Here is a 21,227-nt window from a genome sequence, read left to right as displayed (position 1 = left end):
AGTAGTTACGTGGCCGGCTGAACGGCGGGGGACTGGAGGACAAATCGAATCTTGCTTCCCGGCGGAAGCTGGGCGGCGGCGCTGAGATCTTCGGCGATGACCGTGGCAATCACCGGGTAGCCGCCGGTGACCGGATGATCAGCGAGGAAGATCACTGGAAGGCCGGACGGCGGTACCTGCAACGAGCCTCGGGCGACCCCCTCGCTGGCCAGTTCGCCGGATAGGACGCGCTGCAAAGGCTGTTCCCCGGTAGACAACCTGATGCCTACCCGGTTCGACTCGCTGGTGACGTCCCAGAGCTGTTCTGCCAACTGCTTCAACCCGGAGGGGCCGAACCACTCGGTGCGCGGACCGGGCAGAACCCTGAGCCGATACACGCCCTGGTCATCGGGAACCGGCAGGGTGCTCGGCTGGGGATCACTGACTATATGCCCGATGGTTGGCTGCTTGACCGGAATGACGGATCCGGAAACCAGGGGATCGGGACCGACTCCGGACAGCGTATCCGTCGACAGCGAGCCGAGCACCGGCTTGAGCGTGATTTCGCCACGCACCGCGAGGTAGCTGCGCAAGCCTTGGCCGTCGGGCTCCACGCTCAGGCGCTCGCCGTGAAGCAATGCAAAAGGCGCGTTGCTGGCCACTTGCCGTTTGGTGCGCACCTGGTCATCTTCCGCCGGGGTGATCCACAGCTTCGCCTGTGCCCCGGCATGCGCCAGGACTTGGTCCCCGCAGGCCTCGACGGTGATGCGGCTGCCCAGGTTTTCAATGACCGCCCGGTCTATCTGGTTGCCGACGAGCCGATTGGCCTGGCGGAATGCCGCGGGGTCCGCGGCTCCGGCCACGCCAACTCCGAGGTTTCCGTAGCCGATGCGCCCGGCATCCTGAAGCAGGGATTGCAGACCGGCATCGATGATTTTCAGGCCTCCGCCTTGTGCCTGCTCCGAAGGCTTATCCAATGCCGCGAATGGCTGGGTCACCGACAACTTCTGTGTGGCAGGGACGAACTGCACGCTATCTTGCGGCCGGATCAATGCAGGATTTTCGCGCTGCAGGTCCCACATTTCCAGGTCGGTATGTCCGATCAACTGCCAGCCGCCAGGGGATTGGCGGGGATAAACAGCCGAGTACTCGCCTGCGAGGGCCACAGCTCCAGCCGGGACCTTGGTTCGCGGGGTGTCCCGGCGCGGGACATTCAATTCCTGGTTTTCGCCGAGCAGGTAGGCGAAGCCGGGAGCAAATCCGCCGAATACCGCGCGCCATTTCTGCCTTGTATGGGCAGTGACCACTGCTTCGACACTCAGCCCGGTCAGTGCGGCGACCGCCGCCAGATCTTCGCCGTCGTAGTGCACCGGAACTTCAACCAGCTTGCCAGCGGTGCGAACTGCGGAAGCTGTTTCAAGTTCTGGCAAGGCCTTGATGGCGCGTTCGGCGCTGTGCCCCGAATCGAACTTCAGCAGCACCGTCTGGGCGGCAGCCAATAGATCGAGCTGTCCGGGCAGGGGAGAAGCTTCCAAAGCGGCATTGAGCGCCAAGACTGCGTCAAGCGAGTCGAGGTCGATGAGCAGATCATGGGATCCTGCACGGCGGATGGCGCGGATGGCGCGGATGGCGCGGATGGCGCGGATGGCGCGGATGCTCACGCGAAGCTCCGGATCTGCACGCCGGCGCTTTCCAAGCCGTTGCGCACGGCACGAGCCATGGCAACTGCTCCGGCGGTATCGCCGTGAAGGCAGATGCTTTCGGCCGGCATGGTGATGGTGCTGCCATCGACCGCGACGATGGTTCCTTCGGTGGCCAAGCGGATCATGTTGGCGGTGACTTCTTCGGCGTCATGCAGAACTGCGTTGGCTTCGCGGCGGGATACCAATGTTCCATCGGGGTTGTAATTGCGATCGGCAAAAGCTTCTGCAACACCGCGCAGCCCGGCGGCCTCGGCTTTGTGCAAGGCCACCGATCCAGGCAACAGCAACACCGGAAGGTCCGTGCCGAAGGCCTTGATCGCATCGATGACAGCCTGGGCGTGTACCTCGTGGTGCACGATCGTGTTGTACAGGGCGCCGTGGGGCTTGACGTACTTGATTTCTGCACCGGCGCTGCGAGCCAAAGCCTGCAATGCTCCGAGCTGATACAGGACATCGTCAGCCAGCTCGGTCGCCGAGCAATCCAGGAATCGACGGCCGAAGCCGGCCAGATCCCGGTACCCTACGTGCGCGCCGATGGTGACGTTCGCGCTGACGGCATCGCGACAGGTTTGCGCGATGGTGCTCGGGTCGCCGGCGTGGAAACCGCAAGCGATATTTGCAGAGGAGACGGAGGTGAAGATGGCGGCGTCATCGCCCATTTTCCAGTTGCCGAATGATTCGCCTACGTCGGAATTCAAGTCTATGAATGGCATTGTGATCCCCGTCTCGTGAACATGTCTTGGTAAAAGAATGCCCTACTTTCGATAATTGTTCAACAATCTGGGGAAGGTTTCGAAAGATTCCAAGCCTTGTGAGACTTTGCCTAGGAGAGGCCTACGGCCTTCCCCTCCTCGTCGACTTCCATGCGCAAAGCAGCCGGGACTTTGGGCAGGCCCGGCATCGTGGTCAGCGCTCCGGTAATGGCAACAATGAAGCCAGCGCCAGTTTTGGGAATCAGTTCGCGGATCTGCAGCCTGAATCCACTCGGAGCGCCAAGCAGCTGGGGATCATCAGAGAAGGAATACTGCGTTTTCGCAATGCAGACCGGCAGGCGGTCCCAGCCATTGGCGTGGATCTGCTCCAGCATGCGGTGGGCCTTGACTGAGTACTCAACGCCCTCGCCGCCGTAGATTTCTCGCGCGAGGGCCAGAATCTTCTCTTCAACTTTTTGATCAAGCGAGTACAAGTAGTCAAAATCGGCAGGCGACTCGATGGCCCGCAGCACTGCCTCGGCCAGCGCCCCGGCCCCTGCGCCGCCTTGGCCCCAGACATCCGCTACCGCGCAGGCGATGCCGTTCTCGGCAGCCCAGTCGGTGACAACCTCGAGCTCGGCCTGGGTGTCCTTGGCGAATTGATTGATGCCGATGACCGGCGGGATGCCGAATTTCTTGATGATCGCGGCATGGCGGGCGAGGTTTGGCAATCCGGCGCGCACGGCGTCGACGTTCTCGTCGCCCAGCTCTTCCTTGGATACTCCACCGTGCATTTTCAGCGCACGAATCGTCGCAGTGATGACCACGGCGGCCGGGGCGCAGTCGGCGTAGCGGGCCTTGATGTCCATGAACTTTTCGGCCCCGAGATCGGTGCCAAAGCCTGCTTCGGTCACTACGATGTCAGCCAGCGATCGAGCGGTGTTGGTGGCAATGGCGGAGTTGCAACCGTGGGCAATGTTGGCAAACGGCCCGCCATGGATAAACGCGGGGGTTCCTGCAATGCTCTGGACGAGATTTGGCTTGATGGCATCCTTGAGCAATAGGGCCAATGCTCCCGCGGCCCCCAGGTCATCGACTGTCACCGGCTTTTTCGAGTAGGAGTAGCCGATGGTCATGCGGCCGAGCCGGTCACGCAAATCCTCAAGCCCGGTGGCCAGGCAGAAGACCGCCATGACTTCCGACGCCGCGGTGATCTCGAATCCGGTTTCGCGGGGAACACCGTCGGTGGATCCGCCCAAGCCGATCACCACCGTGCGCAAGGCGCGATCATTCATGTCCAAGACGCGCTTGAAGGTAATGCGTTGCGGGTCGATGCCCAGCTGATTTCCGTGGTGCAGGTGATTGTCCACCAGTGCCATGAGCAAGTTATTGGCGCTGGTGATGGCGTGGAAGTCCCCGGTGAAATGCAGGTTGATTTCGTCCATGGGCAGCACCTGCGACTGGCCTCCGCCCGTGGCCCCGCCCTTCATGCCGAAGCTGGGGCCAACGGAAGGCTCTCGCAGGGCGATCATTGTCTTCGCCCCGGTGGCGGCCAAGGCATCGGCCAGGCCCACCACCATGGTGGTTTTCCCTTCTCCTGCAGGAGTCGGGGACATCCCGCTGACCAGAACTACTTGCCCGTGGCGTGCGCTATTTCCCGGCAGCAGCGAAGGATCAACCTTGGCCTTGTAGCGGCCGTAGGGTTCCACCGCGCTCTCGGGGATCCCCGCGGCCGCCGCAATTTCCGAAATGGGCTTGAGCACTGTTCGCGAGGCGATCGCTAGATCGCTCATGTCGGCTTCTGGCGTCGTTGCCATGCTGCGTCCTCTCTGCTGACTCCGGGGAATCCGGGGTGCTGAGGAAGACCAAGGGATCTGGTATTCCTCGATATGCCTTCAAGCTATCATCAGAGGTTCCGCTGCCCGGGCAACGTGGCCTGCGCAGAGGCGGATAAACTGCCCAAGCCCAACGGGTTCTATCGACGCTGTGCGGGGGCCGAGCCCTTGATTGACCAAGCGAAGAAGATCCCGATCGTTGCCAGCACTGCGCCGATCATGAACGCCACATGAGCACCCGAGAACAGAGCCTCGGCGGCCCCAGTGCCGGAGCCGATTCTCGACTTCGAGACAACGGACATCACCGTGACGAAGATGGTGGTGCCGATGGCTCCGCCTAGTTGCTGTCCGGTGTTGAAGATGGCCGAACCGTGGCCGAAGAGCCGTGGTTCCAGCGTAGCCATGGCCGAGGACATCAATCCGGTCATCAGCAATGCCAGGCCGATGGAGAAGACGATGTGGGTGATCATGAACATCCACAATTCGGTCTCGGCGCTGATCGTCGTGTACAGCCACTGGCCAGCAGCGAGCATGATCGCGCCGGGAATCAGGACCGGACGAGGGCCATGCTTGTCATAGATGCGCCCGAAAATTGGCGAGACAATCGCCTGGGCAACACCGCCAGGAAGCAGCATCATGCCGATCTTCAATGAATCAATGCCCTTGCCCGATTCCAGCAAGAGCGGAACGATCATCAACGACCCCAGCATGGTGCCAAAAGCGATCATGATCATGATGATCGAGAAGGTGAATCCACGTGAGCTGAACGCGGAAAGGTTGAGCAGCTCGCGGCCTTGGCCGGTCAGCGACAACTGGCGCTTGATGAAAATTGCCAGCGATACCAAGCCAATGGCAAAGCTGATAATGGTCAATGCCGGATTGGTCGACGCGTGCTCGATGCTGGAAATGCCGTACACCAGGAAGCCGAAAGCCAGCGCCGAGAGAGCCACCGAAGCGCCATCCACACGGATACTGCGCGCGCTGGATGGGACCTTGAAGAAAATGATGCCCAGCACCAGGACCACCGCTGCGATAGGGAGCATCATCGCAAAGATGTAGTGCCATCCCAAGGCATGCACTACGGCACCTGAAACGGTAGGGCCGATGGCCGGTCCCACGCCAATGACGATGGAGTTCAAGCCCATGATGGTGCCGCGCTTGTGGACCGGCACCAGCGTGAGCGTCGTGGTCATGAGCAGTGGAAGGATGATGGCGGTTCCCAAAGCCTGAATGATGCGAGCCAGGAGCAGGAAGACGAAGCTCGGCGCAATAACCGCGATGACCGTGCCCACCAGGAAGCTGATGATGGCGAACATGAAGAGCGAACGGTGGTTGAAGCGCTGCAGCAAAAATCCGGTGGTTGGGATGACGACCGACATGGTCAGCAAGAAGCCGGTGGTGAGCCACTGGCCGGTCGCCGCGGTGATGCTCATTTCAGCCATGATTCCTGGCAACGCCACGGTCAACACCGTTTCGTTCAGGATCATCATGAACGCTGCCAAAGCCAGCGCTGCAATAATGCCGGTGAGCTGCTTGGTGCTCAAGGCTGCTGTGCGAGCCTGTGGTGGTGAAGCTTGGGCCTCGGTTTTCGTCTGTTCTGACGTCACTGTTCCTCTTTCTCGGAGTTCTCAACTGTCAAATAGTGTCATAGAGTGACACAATTTTGTAAGGGAAACTGTCAGAGTGTGACAGGAAACTACTTTTCTGCCGGCTTATGAGACGATCGCTAGAAGTTAACGGGTATGGAGGAATGCATGGGGATTCGAGATGAGCGCAAGGCCGAGACCTCGCGCAGGATTCAGGCGGCAGCTCTGGATCTCGTCGAGGAGCTCGGGCTGGAGTCCACCACCGTGGCGCGCATTGCGCAGCGCGTTGGCATTTCAGATCGAACGTTCTTCCGTTATTTTGATTCCAAGGAGTCGGCCATCGTTCCTGGCCAGGGTGAGCTGGCCGCGGCCCTGACAGGCCTCGAGTTTCCCCAGGGCGCTGCGCCCTCGGAGGTATTCCAGGTTCTGTTGCAGGGGTGCAGGGAGCATTTGCATGCAGAAGTTGAACAGCATGAGTACCGCCGGGTGACCAGGCTGATGTTCTCTGATCCCAAGCTGCTGTTGATCGCCACCAGCAGGGAACAGGAGCTCGTCGTAGAGCTGGGACGGTCGCTGGCTGAGCGTGGGGTCGTTTCGCAGATGCAGGCGTCATTGATTGCCGAGATGGTCGCGTCAACCTGGCGCGTTGCCTGGCAGTGCTTCACCCAGGCCGAAAGGGCCGGCAGCGCTGTGGCGCCTTCCGAATTCTTTGAGCAGTCGGTCACGGAAATGCAGCAGATTTCCGCTACCGGCACCCCGGGACCTTGAGCGGCAGGGAAAACTAGATTGAGTTATGGCAGATTAACTTTAAATGTGACAAACTGCTCCCACGCTATTCATCCCGGCATTTCGGGGAAAAATTGGGGTTCCCAAGAACTATTCGCATGCCTCGAGAGTGTGGTGCAGGGCAAAATCGGGTAGATTTGGAACGTTGAGTTCAGGGCGGTTAACCCCGCTTCCGCACGACGTTCAGGGAGACGCCACACCTATGGCCAAGATTATTTACACCCACACCGACGAAGCGCCAATGCTGGCGACTCACTCGTTCCTGCCAATCGTGGAGGCCTTCGCGTCGACCGCAGGCGTGGAGCTCGAGACCCGCGACATCTCGCTCGCCGGCCGCATCATCGCTACCTTCCCTGACTATGTCACCGAAGAGCAGCGCATTTCCGATGCCCTGGCCGAACTTGGCGATCTGGCCAAGTCCCCAGAAGCGAACATCATCAAGCTGCCAAACATCTCGGCATCCATCCCGCAGCTCAAGGCCGCTATTGCCGAACTGCAGGCCGCCGGCTACGCACTGCCTGACTACCCGGACAACCCATCTTCGGATGAAGAGACCGACGTCCGCGCGCGCTACGACAAGATCAAGGGCTCCGCCGTGAACCCGGTGCTGCGCGAGGGCAACTCGGACCGCCGTGCACCATTGAGCGTCAAGAACTACGCTCGCAAGTACCCGCACTCCATGGGCGCATGGTCTGCAGATTCGAAGACCAACGTCGCCACCATGGGCGCTGACGATTTCGCTTCGAACGAGAAGTCCGTTGTCATCGATGCAGACAAGAAGATCTCCATCCGCTTCGTTGGCGAAGACGGCGAAGTCAAGGTTCTGAAGAAGCCATTCGACGTCCTCAAGGACGAAGTCATCGACGGCACTGTGATGCATGTAGCTGCACTCTCGGAATTCCTGAAGGCCTCCGTGGCCCGTGCCAAGGAAGAGGGCGTGCTGTTCTCGGCCCATCTGAAGGCCACCATGATGAAGGTTTCCGACCCGATCATCTTCGGCCAAGTGGTCAAGGCCTACTTCTCCGAGCTGTTCGAGACCTACGGCGACGAGCTGGCTGCAGCCGGCTTGAACGCCAACAACGGTCTTGCTGCCATCCTCGGCGGCCTCGACGAGCTGTCCGACGATGTTCGCGCCGGCGTCGAGAAGCTGATCGCCAAGGGCCTGGAAGAAGGCCCGGCAGTTGCCATGGTCGATTCCGACAAGGGCATCACCAACCTGCACGTCCCATCGGATGTCATCGTTGACGCTTCCATGCCGGCAATGATCCGCCTGGGCGGCAAGATGTGGGATGCCAAGGGGAACACCGGAGATACCCTGGCCGTTCTGCCGGATTCCTCCTACGCAGGCATCTACCAGGTGGTCATCGATGATTGCCGTGCCAACGGCGCCTACGACCCGACCACCATGGGCACCGTGCCAAATGTCGGCCTGATGGCCCAGAAGGCCGAGGAATACGGCTCGCACGACAAGACCTTCGAACTGGCGGCCAACGGCCACGTGCAGATCGTCGACGAGAACGACACCGTGCTCATCGAGCACCAGGTCTTCGCCGGCGACATCTGGCGTGCCTGCCAGACCAAGGACGTTGCCATCCGCGACTGGGTCAAGCTGGCCGTGAACCGCGCTCGCGCTTCGGCCACCCCTGCAGTGTTCTGGCTCGATGAGAAGCGCGCCCACGACGCCGTGCTGATCACCAAGGTCAACGAATACCTGAAGGAACACGACACCGATGGCCTGACCATCGAAATCCTGTCCCCGGTCGAGGCTACCCAGTACTCCATCGACCGCATCCGCAAGGGCGAGGACACCATCTCGGTGACCGGCAACGTGCTGCGCGACTACCTGACCGACCTGTTCCCGATCCTGGAACTGGGCACCTCGGCCAAGATGCTCTCGATCGTTCCGCTGCTGGCTGGCGGCGGCCTGTTCGAGACCGGTGCCGGTGGTTCGGCTCCGAAGCACGTGCAGCAGCTGGTGAACGAAAACCACCTGCGCTGGGATTCGCTGGGCGAGTTCATGGCCCTGGGCGCTTCCTTCGAGCACCTGGCAGTGAACAACGACAACGCTCGTGCCCAGGTCCTGGCTGACACCTTGGATGCAGCAACCGGCACCTTCCTGCTGGAAGACAAGTCGCCTAAGCGCAAGGTTGGCGAGTTGGACAACCGCGGCAGCCACTTCTACCTAGCCAAGTTCTGGGCAGAAGAATTGGCCAAGCAGGACAAGGACGCCCAGCTGGCCGAGGCCTTCTCCGCAGTCGCCAAGGCACTGGATGAGAACGAGGAAACCATTGTTTCCGAGCTCGCCGAGGTCCAGGGCAAGGCCGTGGATATCGCTGGCTACTACCGTCCAGACGAAGCCAAGACCTCGGCTGTTATGCGCCCGAGCGCAACCCTGAACAAGGCTCTGGAACTGCTGACCAAGTAGTCCTCCCGAGTTGAACAGGCAGGCGCCGCCCCGTTGGGGTGGCGCCTGTTTTTTGCGGACGAGGGCAAAGACGGACTGTTCGCATGTTCCGACGTCCCGCAGCGCTCAAACGAAAAGTGGGGCGCCCAACCTAACCTTTAGACGAGGTGGGTTCACCATAAATGCTTCATGGACGTTCACGGGCTTGATGACATAAACAAGACGTTGAATCAGAATTTGAGAATTTCTGGATAACATGAGTTATGCCGATTGAAGTGATACCTGTCCCCGGTGAAGCGAACCACGTAAAAGGCGAAGATGGGACAAGGCGCGCAAAGTTATGGTTGGAATCAACAACCAGAGTGGGTATTTGCTATACCAATGTCGATGACGCTGGTCCGAGAAATCTCGCTTTCGAATGGCCAAAGGGTGGCACTCCATACTCGTACGATCTGGGCGGGACGCTAAAAGGGCATCCGTACGAGCATGATGTTTTCGCGGCGGAGTGCAAGATGTACGATGAGCCAAGGGACCAAGGCACTCATTTTGACAAGTTCTTAGCGCAAACTTATTGCACTTTGGATCGATATTCACGCATGATCCAACACTTTATGTGGATAACGTGGTCTCCTTTTCGTGTTTCAACTTGGAAAAGCAATTACGCGAAGGATGCGATCGTCGATGCTGTCCTTAAACACCGCAAGAACGTCTTTGGTGATGTGGACGAAGACAAAGCACGATCAATGATCGACGATGAAGTAGTCGATCGGGTAGCCGCTTCAATCTGGATGGTTGTTCTAGATAAGAAACAGGAGACTCTCGTAATATCCCGAGAGGACAGGGCGGAACTATCGCGAATCCAAATGAATCGGGGACAATAAGATGACGCTTTCAAACGGAATTGACCTTAATAATCAGACGATCGAAGCAATCAAGCAGCAGGTCGCCGAACAATTCAGGACAGCCGATTCTTCGGTGAGAATCAAATTCACTGAATATTTCAATAATACGTATTCGCCTGACGTCATCCTTTCGTGGCCTAGCGATCAAGAGGATAGAGCTGTCTTCCTTCGTACTAACAGTGATCCTAGATACTTGGCGGAAGACGTCGAAATTCTCTCATCAGAGCGTTCAATCTTGTTGCCGCTATCGAGCTCAAAAATAACAGAGGTAGCAGGGCCCGCCTCAAAGGAAGTTTCACTACTCGAAACCAGTGCAGAAAAGTTTAAGACACTGGTGGCACCGGCCGATAGCATTCAGGAGCTCGGAACGGGGCACGAATCTAAAACGTTCGCTGGACTGATCTCAAAGGCAGTGTTGCAGGGCGGAAAAGGTCTTGTCCGGCGGAACAAAGCTAAAGATATTGTTGACGACATATCTGCTGGTTTTCAGGATGCGAGCGAGGCTAAGCCCGAGCATATCCGAGGTGCGGTGAGTACTGCATCGAATTTCTTAGATGACTTTCGGTCAACGTCGATAACTAGCTTTCTGCAAGCCATGTGGTTGGCATCTGGATCGGATGCAGAGTTCCCGGCAGATGTTGTAGCGCTTCCGAAGCTCTCTAGTTCAGCATTGAGATTCCTCCTTGAGGTTGAGGGGGTTGACAACCCTGAATTCTGGACTCGGATGAGTTCAAATGTAGGCCTTAACGCGCTGGTGGCAACTGGATTGACGGGCTCGCCGGCCAACCTCGATAGACTAATGAGCCAAGGGGCACGTGTGCTCAGTGCGCGCATGTGCCGCGTGATAGAGGTAAGTAAAGATGAAGATTCGAAAGAATCATCTAACTGGTTCTTGAAAAATGGACTGTTGGGACTTCACCTGTCCGGATCTGCGGTCGTTTTCTCTAATACTAAGATCAGTGACGTGCCAGTAGAAGGAATTGACGGGGCAACAGACGTTAACACTGTGACTTCCCGTGCCCGTAATGCTGATATTTCTATTCGTTCACTTTCCATTTCAGCTAACGAGACAAGAATTGCGTATGAAACTACGTCGGAATCGGATATTGCCAACGACCAAAAGTTGGCGGAAATTGGGGATTCTCTAGGAACCACGGCTGAGGTTGTTTCAGCTTCAGTTGCCGCTGGCAAAAGCGCGCGAAAAATCATCTGCAACTTAGCCACATCGACGGCTCACGGTCAGGCGAATGCGAAGTTTGAGCTGAGTGAACTAGCACTCTCTGCACTGCCAATCCTTGTTGACGCTAATGAAGATGAACTAGCCCGTCTTCGATTGATTTTTGAGGATACCGCGGCGTCAACGGTCGTTGCGGTGAACGACATTTCTGACGAATCCGGTGATTCTGATGACGGATTCGAGGACTGGGACCTACTAAAATAGCAGTCTTCAACCTTAGTCTTATCAGGCGTTGAGATGGCGGATTAGTGATTCCGGGGAACGAGGCTGACACATACCCATTGGCTAACCTGAGCGAATAAGCCAAATTGTCGCGTGGATTACCTGCTGGAGCGTACACGTTAGCGGACGCTGAAGAATCCCAAGACTAACCCCAGCCCTAACGGGCTGGGGCTTATTCATTGAGCTGTCATGATGTTGTGAGACACGCGTTCGTAGGAGAATGAGTGCATGTCCCAACGTCAGAAGTTCAACCCGGAGTTCCGTGCTGAAGCAGTCGAACTGGTGATCTCCTCCCCAAAAGAGCCTGGTCGACGTCGCAGCTTCTAGACATCAACGAAGGGACCCTGGGCAACTGGGTCCGCGTTTACCGCACCGAGCACCCCGAAGCGGAAACCGAGGAACGCGGACCAGTGCAATGGGCCCAATACGAAAAGCTGCGCAAGGAACTGCTGGAGGTGAAACGGGAGAACGACTTTTTAAAAGATGTCAGAGCCTATTTCGCCTCGAACAGCAAGAAATAAGCGCAATCTTCACCTTCATCAAAGAACATACCGGCCAGTACCCGGTGAGATGGATGCGCCAGAACCTGCAGGTATCCAGGGCATCCTATTACCGGTGGCTGAACCCTTGCGAGGAGCTGAGCGAGGCCAAAGCACTGCGCATACGCCGCACCGAACTGGTCCACACCGAGTTCGAAGCATCCAACCAGGTTGCTGGGGCCGGCCAACTGGTGGACCTGCTCCGCAACAACCAGAACATACAGATTCCGAAATCCACGGTGCTCTCGATCATGAAGGACCTGGGAATCCAGGCCAAACGGATGAGCGCGTTCAAAACCACGACGGTGCGTGACCACCAGGCCCGGACAGCGCATATCAAGAACCATATGGTCGATAAGCTCGGCCGGCGCGACTTCCGCTCTTCGCGGCCTGGGGCGAAACTCGTTGGCGATATCACCTACCTGCGCACCGGCGAAGGCTGGTTGTATCTAGCGACGGTCATTGATTTGTATTCGCGTCAGATCGTGGGCTGGTCAATGGGAGAGAACATGCAAACTCAGCTGGTCATTGATGCGATGGAGCTTGCCGCGTCGCGGGGCTTTATACAGCCTGGCAGCGTGTTCCACTCGGACCGAGGCACGCAATACACCTCGGACGCGTTCCAGGAGTGGTGTGCTGAGCACGGGGTGTGCTGGGATAATTCCGTCGCCGAGTCAACGTTCTCGACGATCAAGAACGAAATGTATCATCATCGGGCGTTCACCAGCAGGGTGGCAACGCGTACTGCGGTGATGGAATACATCGAGGTTTGGTATAACCGGAAGCGCCCGTATACAGCTAATGGTGGGGTCAGTCCTCAGGCAGTTCTGGACTCGTACCAGGAAAGAAATTCTTTAGCTTTGGCGGCTTGAGAACAGTTAGAAAAGATCAAAGGTCGTGTCTCAAAAACTTGACCAGCTCACCTCGGACCGACATCGCCAGTCGGACCATGCAAAGACGCAGGCTGATGTGGTTGCGTCAAAGCTCGGTGCGACATGGAAGCTATGTTGGAGGGACCTGACCCGTGCGCTTGCTTGCCAGGGCGTTGGGACTAGTTGGAGGTTTCTTCAGCTGTGGCACTCTAGACAGGAGGATGATGGATTCGTTTTCGATCGCCCCAGTAATTCGCCTGCCTTGGGTATTAACCGTGTAAAGGACTTATTACTTCCATGTAAAAAGTGTCTAATTTTTCGTAAATCACCCATTGTCAGGTCGTTTTTGCACTAGTGTCTTAAATGTCAGGACGAGCTGTTAGTGCTGATGTGAATTAACTATATGACTAGAACGAATGAGGTAATTTGATGTTGAGTGATCTCCTTGCAACCTTGGTAGAACTAATCCGTAGCCTGGGTCTCTAAGCTTTAGACCGCAGGCATCGAACGGATGCCGTTGGCCGCCGCTCATGAAAATGAGCGGCGGCCAATGATTTTAAGTTCCGAATAAATGTGATGCCAACGGAAAGTCCGGGAAGTGTGATGTAGATTTTTGAGAATTGCTCGACGAAGAAGGTAACTATTCGATAAAGCAATCCATTAATTAACGCGTGAGAAACCATTTTGTGGGAAGTTGTCAGTAGTATCGTTCTCAAGTCTTTCGGTCGCGCGAGGAGGAATGATGCATGCCCATTTCCCAGGATCTCAAATCTCCATTGTTCGGGACGCCGATGGAGTGCGGCGGTTTACTTCGGCGGAACGTCAGGTCCAGCCAACTCGGATCCTTGCTGTTGTTGATCGCGTGCCCTATACCCGCGATCCTTCAGGGGCTAAGCACGTTTATGTGCCTTTTTCTGCTGCAGTAGTTCTTGATGGGCATTTAGCGCAACGCAGCGAACGTGGTTTGCATTTCGACTTCGCTGTGACTCTCTGCGACACCAATCACCATCCTGTGGTTACGCTCTCCGGAGCATGCGGAAATGGTGAGCTTGGAGCAGCAATTCTGGATTCAATTGCCGAATTTACAGGAACTAGTCGGATCGTTAGTCCTGCCTCCATAGATCTTCTGATTTCAAATCGCGATGGTCTTGGGCTGAACGATTTGTCGGCTAATCCTGTTTTCTGTCTGAATCCTTCCTGGCTATTCGGAATCAACTTAGAACAAGCGACGCAAGCAAACCAAGATGCGCTAACGCCACGCATCGAAGGGTATCGCTCGCGGTCTTCAGTCGTTGCCTATACAGACGGTTCGCTACCGCACCACGGAAGAGACCGTGGAGCAGGGGCAATGGTGACCATGCAGGGGCACTGGGCCTCTCAGATTTCACCAAAGAATTTCTCGCGTAGTTCATTGATGGCGGAGACCACCGGCGCGTTATTAGCTTTGCGGTATACCCCGGTCGATTCCGATCTCGCAATTTTCAGCGACAGCCGAGCCTTGGTGAACTCAATAAATGACATTGTGGCCGGACGACTTCGGACCAGACAAGCGCACCATGTGGCACTCGAAATTGCGATAGCCCGCCGTAGAGGACGTACCCGAGCTGTCTGGGTGCGTGGGCACAACGGAAATTGCTATAACGAGGCTGCGGACCGGATAGCTGTCCTCATGGCACGCCACTTCAACGCTGGGATTGATCCCGCTCAGACTCACTCGCTGATGCAAATGATCATTGCCGAAGAACTGGCGGAGCTTGCCATGGCTGTATGACCTGTTGTTCGTTGGCTCCATTCCAAGATTCCTAAAGCCCGCGGCCAGCTTCCCACAAATTGTCGGCGGTGCCGGTCAGCAGGGCATTGAGCGAGACGGCCTGGGCATCGGTGAACGAAGCGATGTAATCCACGATGGCCCGGGACTGGCCCAGACGCTGCACCTCGTCTGGTCCTGCTTGGCGGAATAGCTCGGGGGATAGCTCGCGCAGGTTCCGGTACTCCTGCGTGGCCGCTTCGACCGAATCAAGCAGCCGACGCGGGGCGCGGCCGGCATCATCGGGATCATTGAGCCAGTTGTGGAACCCTTCGGCCAGCGAGCGGATGATCCGGGTCTGCCCGCGCTGGTACACAGCCAAGTCCGGGCGCTCGAGCACGAAGCGCGAGTGGACGAATTTCAGCACGATTACGTCGTGCCAGGCTTCATCGCCCAACCGGACGTGGCCGCTGCGCACAGTGGGGGTCTGCTCCACGGTCACCGAGGTCTGGAGCCGTTCGATCCAACGTCGGGTGAACGCGGTGACCGCGCGATCCGCTTCCAGTCCGCCGTCGTAGGGGACACCCAGCAGCCCGTCGACCAGGTCATGGCCCACCCGTTCCACGGATTCCCGGAATGCCTGCGCATCGGCGATCCATGGATCCTTGGCCAGCGCCCGCCGCCAGGTCTGCTCCAAGGCGTGCCCCGGGCGCCGGGCATCGAGCTCGGCCTGCTTCAACTGTCCCAGGCTCGCCGAATGCTCCAGCCAGGCACGCAATTCAGCAGAAACGCTGGTGTATTGCAGCACCCCAGCCCGGTAGAAGTCGTCCAGATCATGCACGGCGTAGGCAATGTCATCGGCGATGTCCATGACGGAGCTTTCGAGGGTCTGCTGGTGCTGGCCGATGTTGGGGAACACCGAGAGCACATCGGCCATCTCATGGGCGTCGACATCATAGGCCGAATATTTCAATGCCCCTGCCGCCGGGTCGGTCCCCACGCCGCGCGGCAGCATCTCCGGGGCCAGCGGGGCCAGAGCGCGCCACTCATTGCGGGTCCACGGGTACTTCAGCACGGCGGCGCGCACCGCGCGGGTGAGGTTCATGCCGCGGGCGGTGGCGTCGCAGCTGTCCAGCGCGGTGAGGATCCTGAAGGTCTGGGCATTGCCCTCGAAGCCGTCGGGCAGGTTCAGCGTTCCCCGGGCCACGCGATCCAACTCCAGCTCGCCGAGGTGCCCGAAGGGCGGGTGCCCCAGGTCGTGGGCCGCCGCGGCGGCCTGCACGACCACCGGATCGCAGCCACCCAAATGGTCGACGAGTCTTCTAGTTGATTCATCAGCGTTACCCAGCCGGATCGCGATGGAGCGGGCCACTGCTGAGACCTTCAGCGAATGGGTCAGCCGGTTGTGCACCAGGGTGCCGGAGCCTGCCTGTGGGATCACCTGGGTGACCGAGGACAGCCGGGAGAAGTAGGGGGAGAAGCGGATGCGCTCGATATCGACGCGGAACTCGTCCTCATCGTTCAGGCTCGGCTCGGCAATGGCGCGATCCCGCCCGCCGCTTTGGTGTGTCTTGGCCCTATATTCCATGGTAGAAACCAGCCTAGATGATCACCTGCTTAACGCCGTGTCAATTGATGATTCGGTTGGCGAGTTCTTCACCGTGCGCAAAGGCGATGACCTGGTTGACGGCCATTTCAGAGACCAGCGAGATGAACTGTCCAGTGTCTCCGGCCATGTGCGGAGTAATGATGCAATTTGGTGCGCTCCACAGTGCGTGATTTGCCGGCAGCGGCTCAGGATCGGTGACATCCAAGGCCGCATGCAGCCTGCCGGATTGCAGTTCCGGTAACAGGGCTTCGGTGTCGACGATGGGCCCGCGTCCCACATTGACCAGCAGCGAGCCGTCCTTCATTGCTGAGAGGAATTTGGCGTCGATGAGCTGCTCGGTTTCCCGGGTATGCGGCAGGGCAACGATCACCACGTCCGCTGTGGGAAGAAAAGCCAAGAGCGGGTCGAGAGAATAAATGGGATAGCCCTGCTCATGGACTCGTTCGGTGCGGGCAAATGACGTTAGCTCGGCAGGCTTGAAGGGCAATAGACGCGCGCGGATCTCGCTGCTTACTCCGCCGGCCCCGAGAAGCACCACATTTGACCCGCGCAGCGAGCCGGTCCACGTCCTGCTCCACTGCCGTTCGCGCTGCTGCTGTCCGACCTGCGGCAGCTGGCGAAGGGATGCCAGAACCAGGGCGAGGCAGTGTTCGGCAGTGGCATCTTCCACGGCGCCTTTGGAATTGGTCAATGACACTTGTCCAGGAAGATGCTCCAGAACCCACTCATAGCCGATAGAGAGCAGGTGGACATGCTTCAGCCCCTTGATGCGGGAGACCCTCGAACGCAGCTCAGGATTGCTCGGACGTTCGGTAACCAGCACGTCGGCCGGCGGGGCGTCATTGGGGCCATCATCGATTTGCCAGAGGATCGGTTCGATTCCCGGAAGCTGCAGCCGGTCGACGAGATCTTGCCAGGGGAGCAATACACGTAATGCCATAAGAAGAATGTCCTTTCGGGTGCTATGACCATTGTGTCCGTTGGCTGGCTGAGATGAAGAATCTGCTGACCGATTCATTACTCCACATCAGTTATTCCAGATTGAAGATCAAATAACTAGTAGGCTGAACCCATGGCGCATAAAGGGATCGTTGGAACTACCACGCTGATGACGCTTGGCTGGACGGTGTTCGTCCTCGGCGTCGCCAGGCTGTTCTTCGACCCGCTGGTCGGCGCGCTGTTGGCAATCGCCGGCGCGGTACAGGTCAGCGGCGGCATGATCACAGAGGCAATAAATAGGAAGCGAGAGGCGTCCGAAGTACTGCAAAACAGCAGAGCATCAGAAGTGCCCGCAATCGATTCGTAGCTGCCCGCCGCACTCTGCCGTCTCTGAGAGTGGCCATGTTAGAGGCAAGCAGCAGGCAGGCGAATCTCTGATTAGAAGCTGCTTACTTACGAAGCTGGGGCCAACGGGATCGGCAACTGTCTTTTGACCGGGACAGCAGATCGTCGCTTTCCTGTGAGCTAGACCTTGATTTTTGCAGGCGAAATGGTTGTGATGCGTTTCTTGTATCTGTTTCGTCGTGCATAGCCGTTCGCGCTTTTTGGTTGCAGAAAAGATCTAGGGAGAATCTGGCTTATTCACCTTAGTCTGAGGTTTCGGACAGCTGCCGAACGAATTTCTCCAGTCTTGCCGACCGGGTCTTCTCAGTCTTGGCAATCATCAGCTGGTGCAGAATGTGATATCGCGGCTGGGACTTCAGCGCTTCGAAAGCGGCTTTGGCAGTCGGGTTCGCGTCTAGAGCGCGCTGTAAGGCTTCGGGCACTTGTGCAGTGGCCTGCCCTTGGTAGGCTCGGTCCCACCGGCCATCGACTTTGGCCTTATCGATTTCCGCTAGCCCCCGAGGACGCATCCTGCCCTGCTCAATCAGTACTGCCACGAACTGCGCGTTCTTTTCCGACCAGACCGAGGCCCTGCGCCGAGGCGTGTATCGCTGCAGGAACGTCTTCTCGTCGTTGCTGCGCCGCTGGCCATCGATCCACCCACTGCACAATGCTTCCTGTAGTGCGTCGGCAACCATAAGCGTAGTCGGCTCGGTGGTGCCCTTCTTTGCTACGAGCAGCCAGACCCCGTCGCTGGTTTCTTCGTTCTCATCGAGCCAAACACGCCATGCTTGGACGTCCTTGAGGATCAGCGGGTTGTCATAGTCCATGGCAACTATTGTGCTAAATAATCGGGTCGGAGACGAGCACAACCGGCATCACTTGCGACCAAGCTGCTCGACGAGCGAGCGTTCGAACTCATGGCTCAGTCCGGCGCGGCGCTCATGCTGCAGGCCACGAGGCCGTTCATCCTCCAGCGCCGCAGCGAGCGTCTGCTCCATCGAGCGCAGTGGGGTGGGGAAGGGTTTGCCCGCCCGATTAGGCATATTTTAGTCGTCTTTAGGCAGCCAGAGTGGCAGGGACTGCTCTCCAGACCAATAGGTCACACCGTGCTCCAGCAGCCACCAACCCGAAGCAGGGTGAAGCGCGCCACCAAAATCTGCCAACTGTGCCGCTGCGTGAAGAAACTGCTCGAAACTCATTGCCGGTCGCACGGCATCGAGCACGGGTGGAAGTCCACCGGTAACTACGGCGCCTGCCAGGACTCGGACGTCAATGAACTGCACCAGGCGGGAAAGACCCTCGGGGACCAGAGAATCGGACCGTCTACGGCCATCCGGTTCATCCAGTAGTCGAGCCGGTCGCTGCCATCACCCAGGCGGGCGATTAGGCCCGGGCGAACGATCCTCAGCCGTTTACCAAGCGCTTGCGTGCTGCTGAGCTCTGCGGCGTCTTTCACGTCCGGGTATTGGTTTAGGTCTTGGACCGCCACCAGTGGGTCGTATTCGGTACCACCGGCGCGCCATGGTGGCGTGTAGGCGGAGATGCTGGAAATCAGCGTCCACTGCGCGGCTCGGGGGGCCAGCGCCTGAAACGCACCCTGAAGCAGCGCTGGCGCATAGGCGAGTTCCACCACCTGGTCGAACTCGCCGGTCACAACGTCATAGGCTCCTGGAGGCGTCCCATCCGCGCGGATGAAATGAACACCATCGGGCACCGTCCGGCTGTCACCTCGGGGCAGCGCAGTGACGCTGTTGCCTGCTAGAAGGTACTGTCGAGCAATCTCGGAGCCCAGTCACGAGTTGCGGCCAATACCATATTGCGTGCCATAGCTCCGTTCTAGTCCGCACCGGCCCGCCGTTTCAATATCTTTCGCTCAGGGCACGAGCTGGGAGCGTTCCCCTTGCCGAGTGTAAGTGCGGTAGTGGGATACCTAGGCTATGCCGAACCCCGCTGGCAGTACGTCGTGTTCGGTGACTTCGTATGGCGCAGACGAGCGAATATGGCCATATGCGATTTCGCCAGCGGTACCTGACTTTGCCACTCTGGGACCCAATGCACTCACACCTTGCACGAATACTCTTTCCGTCCCATGCAACGTAGAGCGGAGCAACCGAGGCAACCCATTTCGGATCTTCTAGTCCTGCCCCCTGGCCATCCAGAAATGTCAGCTTTGCCCCTTACAAACTATTTTCCAATTTTTCAAAAATGGACTGTTACCGGTCGGGAAATTCTCACAAACTTGAACAAACTACATAATGTTAATTCTGACCACATATTGAGAAAAAGAGACTTTGATAGCCACGAATTGTACTTCCTGAGTTAGAAATTGAATCCGTTCTGAACTGCTGCCGGAATATTTCGATTTTGGTCCAGGCGTTCGGTATGGTCATTAGAAAGCTGGGAAAACTTGAAAGTTGAAGGTGTGAATAACGTTGCGACTCTCTACCCATCTGGCTCCAGAAGTCCTGGCCAAGCTTGCTGCAATTGGTTCGCCAGAGAAATCTGCAACGAAAATAGAACCGCCTGCTCCTCACAACGGTGGCATCAGGAAACTGGCAGACCAAGAAATCGTTCTTCCGAGAATAGCCAGTGATGATCTGTCTCTGTATATGCCGCTAAAGCAAGCCCGCAAAGAGCTTGGCCTGAGCTACGCCGAAGTTAAAGAGCAAGCCTTGGTCGCTAGCGTGCCCATGTACAAGCATCGAGACCAAACTTTTGTTAAGAAGGCGGACGTAGCCACGATGGGCAGGCTACTGCGGAGCACTCGGTCAAGGCTTAGGCTGGACTCGATTGCAACTGCATACGAGATTAATTCGCAGAAGATTGATCACATTTGCGGGCAGATTCGAATTCATGTCGCGAACAAGGGGAAACAAGGCCCCACAATTAGCGCCATGGACTACGATTTGCTTCGCAGGCAACTCGCTCACCTAGCAAAACAGCAATCGCCACAAGTACGAACGCGTTCGGCTAGTAGGGGGTTGCATTCAAGTTTGTCTACATACAGTCTCAAACCAGCCACCTTTGTTTCGGTGGTGTCTGGTGGACTTCCAACCCTCGGCAGGGGGCACAAATAGGCGGAGAGCACCTTAGCGAATTTTCTGGGCTCCTTCGCGGAAGAGCGGAGTCCCACCGCGATCTTCGCGTTTCTTCATCTTCTTTGCAGCAGAATTTTTCCGCATATATCTAGCCTGACCAAGCCAAGTTCTCCGAGCCAATTGGGACAGCACTGCACGGGCTTCTTCAGACTCCTGCAGACGCTCTTGTTTCGCAACGAAATCTTCACGCAGCCCGAAGCCTTCGACTGGGTGCAGGTAACCTGTTGTGTTCGTCATTGCATTACCCACGTAGATCGCTGCCGCAGCCATATGGCGGTTGCCGAGTGAATGAAGGAGAAGACATTGCGCCGTTAACCGAGGCGCTTGGACATTGATCTCCTCAATGAGAGCCTCTCGCACGCCAGTCGGGAGGAAATCAGCTTTTGGGCCGTGTAATTGAGTCATGGCCGTCTCAAGGATATGAGATGCCGTTGAAATTTCTGCTGCAAGCTCCCGAACGCGATATCTGGCCTCAGCATGACGGTTTAGAATCCCGCTGAGCAGAGAAACTAAGCTCGCTACGATAGCGCTGACACCCGCGATAAGCCCTGCGAGTAATGCAGCTGCCGCAGCTCCATCAGTCCACACCTGGTCCACTGTCTTTCCCCATTCTGGCCTGTCTAGTTTCCATATGATTTCAGAGGTCAGGTTTCATCGGAACCACCTCAGAATGGCCACTAGAGCCTCATC

The 21,227-nt window shown here is 57.6% G+C and carries 15 protein-coding genes and 1 pseudogene; 6 read left to right on the top strand and 10 right to left on the bottom strand.

Annotation, left to right across the window (positions count from 1 at the left end):
- Window positions 1-5 precede the first annotated feature (5 nt).
- The 4 genes from ACT7DV_RS02440 to ACT7DV_RS02425 all read right to left on the bottom strand — a co-directional run bounded on the left by ACT7DV_RS02440 (window position 6) and on the right by ACT7DV_RS02425 (window position 5,816).
- Window positions 6-1,640 (bottom strand): carboxyltransferase domain-containing protein, encoded by a 1,635-nt coding sequence (locus ACT7DV_RS02440; RefSeq protein WP_444660742.1) that lies wholly within the window; start codon window positions 1,638-1,640, stop codon window positions 6-8.
- Window positions 1,637-2,395, bottom strand: a complete 759-nt coding sequence (locus ACT7DV_RS02435; protein ID WP_444660741.1) for a LamB/YcsF family protein — start codon at window positions 2,393-2,395, stop codon at window positions 1,637-1,639. Before ACT7DV_RS02435 ends, ACT7DV_RS02440 begins: the two co-directional genes overlap by 4 nt.
- 110 nt (window positions 2,396-2,505) lie before the next feature.
- Window positions 2,506-4,191: a formate--tetrahydrofolate ligase gene (locus ACT7DV_RS02430; protein WP_444660740.1), complete on the bottom strand. Its 1,686-nt coding sequence runs from the start codon at window positions 4,189-4,191 to the stop codon at window positions 2,506-2,508.
- 158 nt (window positions 4,192-4,349) lie between these two features.
- Entirely contained in the window at window positions 4,350-5,816 is a 1,467-nt protein-coding gene (locus ACT7DV_RS02425) for a DHA2 family efflux MFS transporter permease subunit (protein WP_444660739.1), read from the bottom strand.
- A gap of 147 nt (window positions 5,817-5,963) precedes the next feature.
- Here ACT7DV_RS02425 and ACT7DV_RS02420 point away from each other — a divergent pair, with 147 nt between their 5' ends.
- The 5 genes and pseudogenes from ACT7DV_RS02420 to ACT7DV_RS02400 all read left to right on the top strand — a co-directional run bounded on the left by ACT7DV_RS02420 (window position 5,964) and on the right by ACT7DV_RS02400 (window position 14,528).
- The gene (locus ACT7DV_RS02420; RefSeq protein ID WP_257745949.1) at window positions 5,964-6,563 is read left to right on the top strand and encodes a TetR/AcrR family transcriptional regulator; all 600 of its coding nucleotides are present in this window, start codon (window positions 5,964-5,966) and stop codon (window positions 6,561-6,563) included.
- Window positions 6,564-6,783: 220 nt separating this feature from the next.
- Window positions 6,784-9,006 carry an NADP-dependent isocitrate dehydrogenase gene (locus ACT7DV_RS02415; RefSeq protein ID WP_444660738.1) on the top strand — a complete coding sequence of 741 codons (2,223 nt, stop codon included), beginning with the start codon at window positions 6,784-6,786 and terminating at the stop codon, window positions 9,004-9,006.
- An 861-nt stretch (window positions 9,007-9,867) separates the two neighbouring features.
- Window positions 9,868-11,328: a hypothetical protein gene (locus ACT7DV_RS02410; RefSeq protein ID WP_444660737.1), complete on the top strand. Its 1,461-nt coding sequence runs from the start codon at window positions 9,868-9,870 to the stop codon at window positions 11,326-11,328.
- A gap of 246 nt (window positions 11,329-11,574) precedes the next feature.
- Window positions 11,575-12,757, top strand: a pseudogene (locus tag ACT7DV_RS02405) (IS3 family transposase).
- A 739-nt stretch (window positions 12,758-13,496) separates the two neighbouring features.
- Entirely contained in the window at window positions 13,497-14,528 is a 1,032-nt protein-coding gene (locus ACT7DV_RS02400; RefSeq protein ID WP_444660736.1) for an RNase H family protein, read from the top strand.
- Between the two features lie 31 nt (window positions 14,529-14,559).
- Here the strand turns inward: ACT7DV_RS02400 and ACT7DV_RS02395 are convergent, their stop codons facing one another.
- Both ACT7DV_RS02395 and ACT7DV_RS02390 read right to left on the bottom strand, forming a co-directional pair.
- Window positions 14,560-16,092, bottom strand: a complete 1,533-nt coding sequence (locus ACT7DV_RS02395) for a deoxyguanosinetriphosphate triphosphohydrolase family protein (RefSeq protein WP_444660735.1) — start codon at window positions 16,090-16,092, stop codon at window positions 14,560-14,562.
- Between the two features lie 40 nt (window positions 16,093-16,132).
- Entirely contained in the window at window positions 16,133-17,053 is a 921-nt protein-coding gene (locus tag ACT7DV_RS02390) for a 2-hydroxyacid dehydrogenase (protein ID WP_444660734.1), read from the bottom strand.
- Between the two features lie 132 nt (window positions 17,054-17,185).
- Here ACT7DV_RS02390 and ACT7DV_RS02385 point away from each other — a divergent pair, with 132 nt between their 5' ends.
- Complete coding sequence (locus ACT7DV_RS02385) at window positions 17,186-17,419, top strand: hypothetical protein (protein WP_444660733.1); 234 nt, start codon at window positions 17,186-17,188, stop codon at window positions 17,417-17,419.
- A gap of 280 nt (window positions 17,420-17,699) precedes the next feature.
- Here the strand turns inward: ACT7DV_RS02385 and ACT7DV_RS02380 are convergent, their stop codons facing one another.
- The 4 genes from ACT7DV_RS02380 to ACT7DV_RS02365 form a co-directional block, all read right to left on the bottom strand.
- Complete coding sequence (locus tag ACT7DV_RS02380) at window positions 17,700-18,266, bottom strand: YdeI/OmpD-associated family protein (RefSeq protein ID WP_443439096.1); 567 nt, start codon at window positions 18,264-18,266, stop codon at window positions 17,700-17,702.
- A gap of 48 nt (window positions 18,267-18,314) precedes the next feature.
- The gene (locus tag ACT7DV_RS02375) at window positions 18,315-18,482 is read right to left on the bottom strand and encodes a hypothetical protein (protein ID WP_444660732.1); all 168 of its coding nucleotides are present in this window, start codon (window positions 18,480-18,482) and stop codon (window positions 18,315-18,317) included.
- A gap of 200 nt (window positions 18,483-18,682) precedes the next feature.
- The gene (locus ACT7DV_RS02370; protein WP_443444750.1) at window positions 18,683-19,093 is read right to left on the bottom strand and encodes a hypothetical protein; all 411 of its coding nucleotides are present in this window, start codon (window positions 19,091-19,093) and stop codon (window positions 18,683-18,685) included.
- A gap of 1,435 nt (window positions 19,094-20,528) precedes the next feature.
- Window positions 20,529-21,134: a hypothetical protein gene (locus ACT7DV_RS02365; protein WP_444660731.1), complete on the bottom strand. Its 606-nt coding sequence runs from the start codon at window positions 21,132-21,134 to the stop codon at window positions 20,529-20,531.
- Window positions 21,135-21,227: the final 93 nt, after the last annotated feature.

The sequence above is a fragment of the Glutamicibacter sp. TV12E genome (assembly GCF_052441935.1).
In the GTDB taxonomy this organism is placed as follows: domain Bacteria; phylum Actinomycetota; class Actinomycetes; order Actinomycetales; family Micrococcaceae; genus Glutamicibacter.
The sequence above is the reverse complement of the archived record's forward strand: the minus strand, read 5'-3'. Positions and strand labels throughout refer to the sequence as shown.

What these genes read in the sequence shown, in the direction of transcription:
- ACT7DV_RS02420 (WP_257745949.1), top strand. Translation starts at nt 5,964, where the DNA reads ATGGGGATTCGAGATGAGCGCAAGGCCGAGACCTCGCGCAGGATTCAG.
- ACT7DV_RS02430 (WP_444660740.1), bottom strand. Translation starts at nt 4,191, where the DNA reads ATGGCAACGACGCCAGAAGCCGACATGAGCGATCTAGCGATCGCCTCG.
- ACT7DV_RS02415 (WP_444660738.1), top strand. Translation starts at nt 6,784, where the DNA reads ATGGCCAAGATTATTTACACCCACACCGACGAAGCGCCAATGCTGGCG.
- ACT7DV_RS02375 (WP_444660732.1), bottom strand. Translation starts at nt 18,482, where the DNA reads ATGCCTAATCGGGCGGGCAAACCCTTCCCCACCCCACTGCGCTCGATG.
- ACT7DV_RS02390 (WP_444660734.1), bottom strand. Translation starts at nt 17,053, where the DNA reads ATGGCATTACGTGTATTGCTCCCCTGGCAAGATCTCGTCGACCGGCTG.
- ACT7DV_RS02385 (WP_444660733.1), top strand. Translation starts at nt 17,186, where the DNA reads ATGGCGCATAAAGGGATCGTTGGAACTACCACGCTGATGACGCTTGGC.
- ACT7DV_RS02380 (WP_443439096.1), bottom strand. Translation starts at nt 18,266, where the DNA reads ATGGACTATGACAACCCGCTGATCCTCAAGGACGTCCAAGCATGGCGT.
- ACT7DV_RS02395 (WP_444660735.1), bottom strand. Translation starts at nt 16,092, where the DNA reads ATGGAATATAGGGCCAAGACACACCAAAGCGGCGGGCGGGATCGCGCC.
- ACT7DV_RS02400 (WP_444660736.1), top strand. Translation starts at nt 13,497, where the DNA reads ATGATGCATGCCCATTTCCCAGGATCTCAAATCTCCATTGTTCGGGAC.
- ACT7DV_RS02435 (WP_444660741.1), bottom strand. Translation starts at nt 2,395, where the DNA reads ATGCCATTCATAGACTTGAATTCCGACGTAGGCGAATCATTCGGCAAC.
- ACT7DV_RS02410 (WP_444660737.1), top strand. Translation starts at nt 9,868, where the DNA reads ATGACGCTTTCAAACGGAATTGACCTTAATAATCAGACGATCGAAGCA.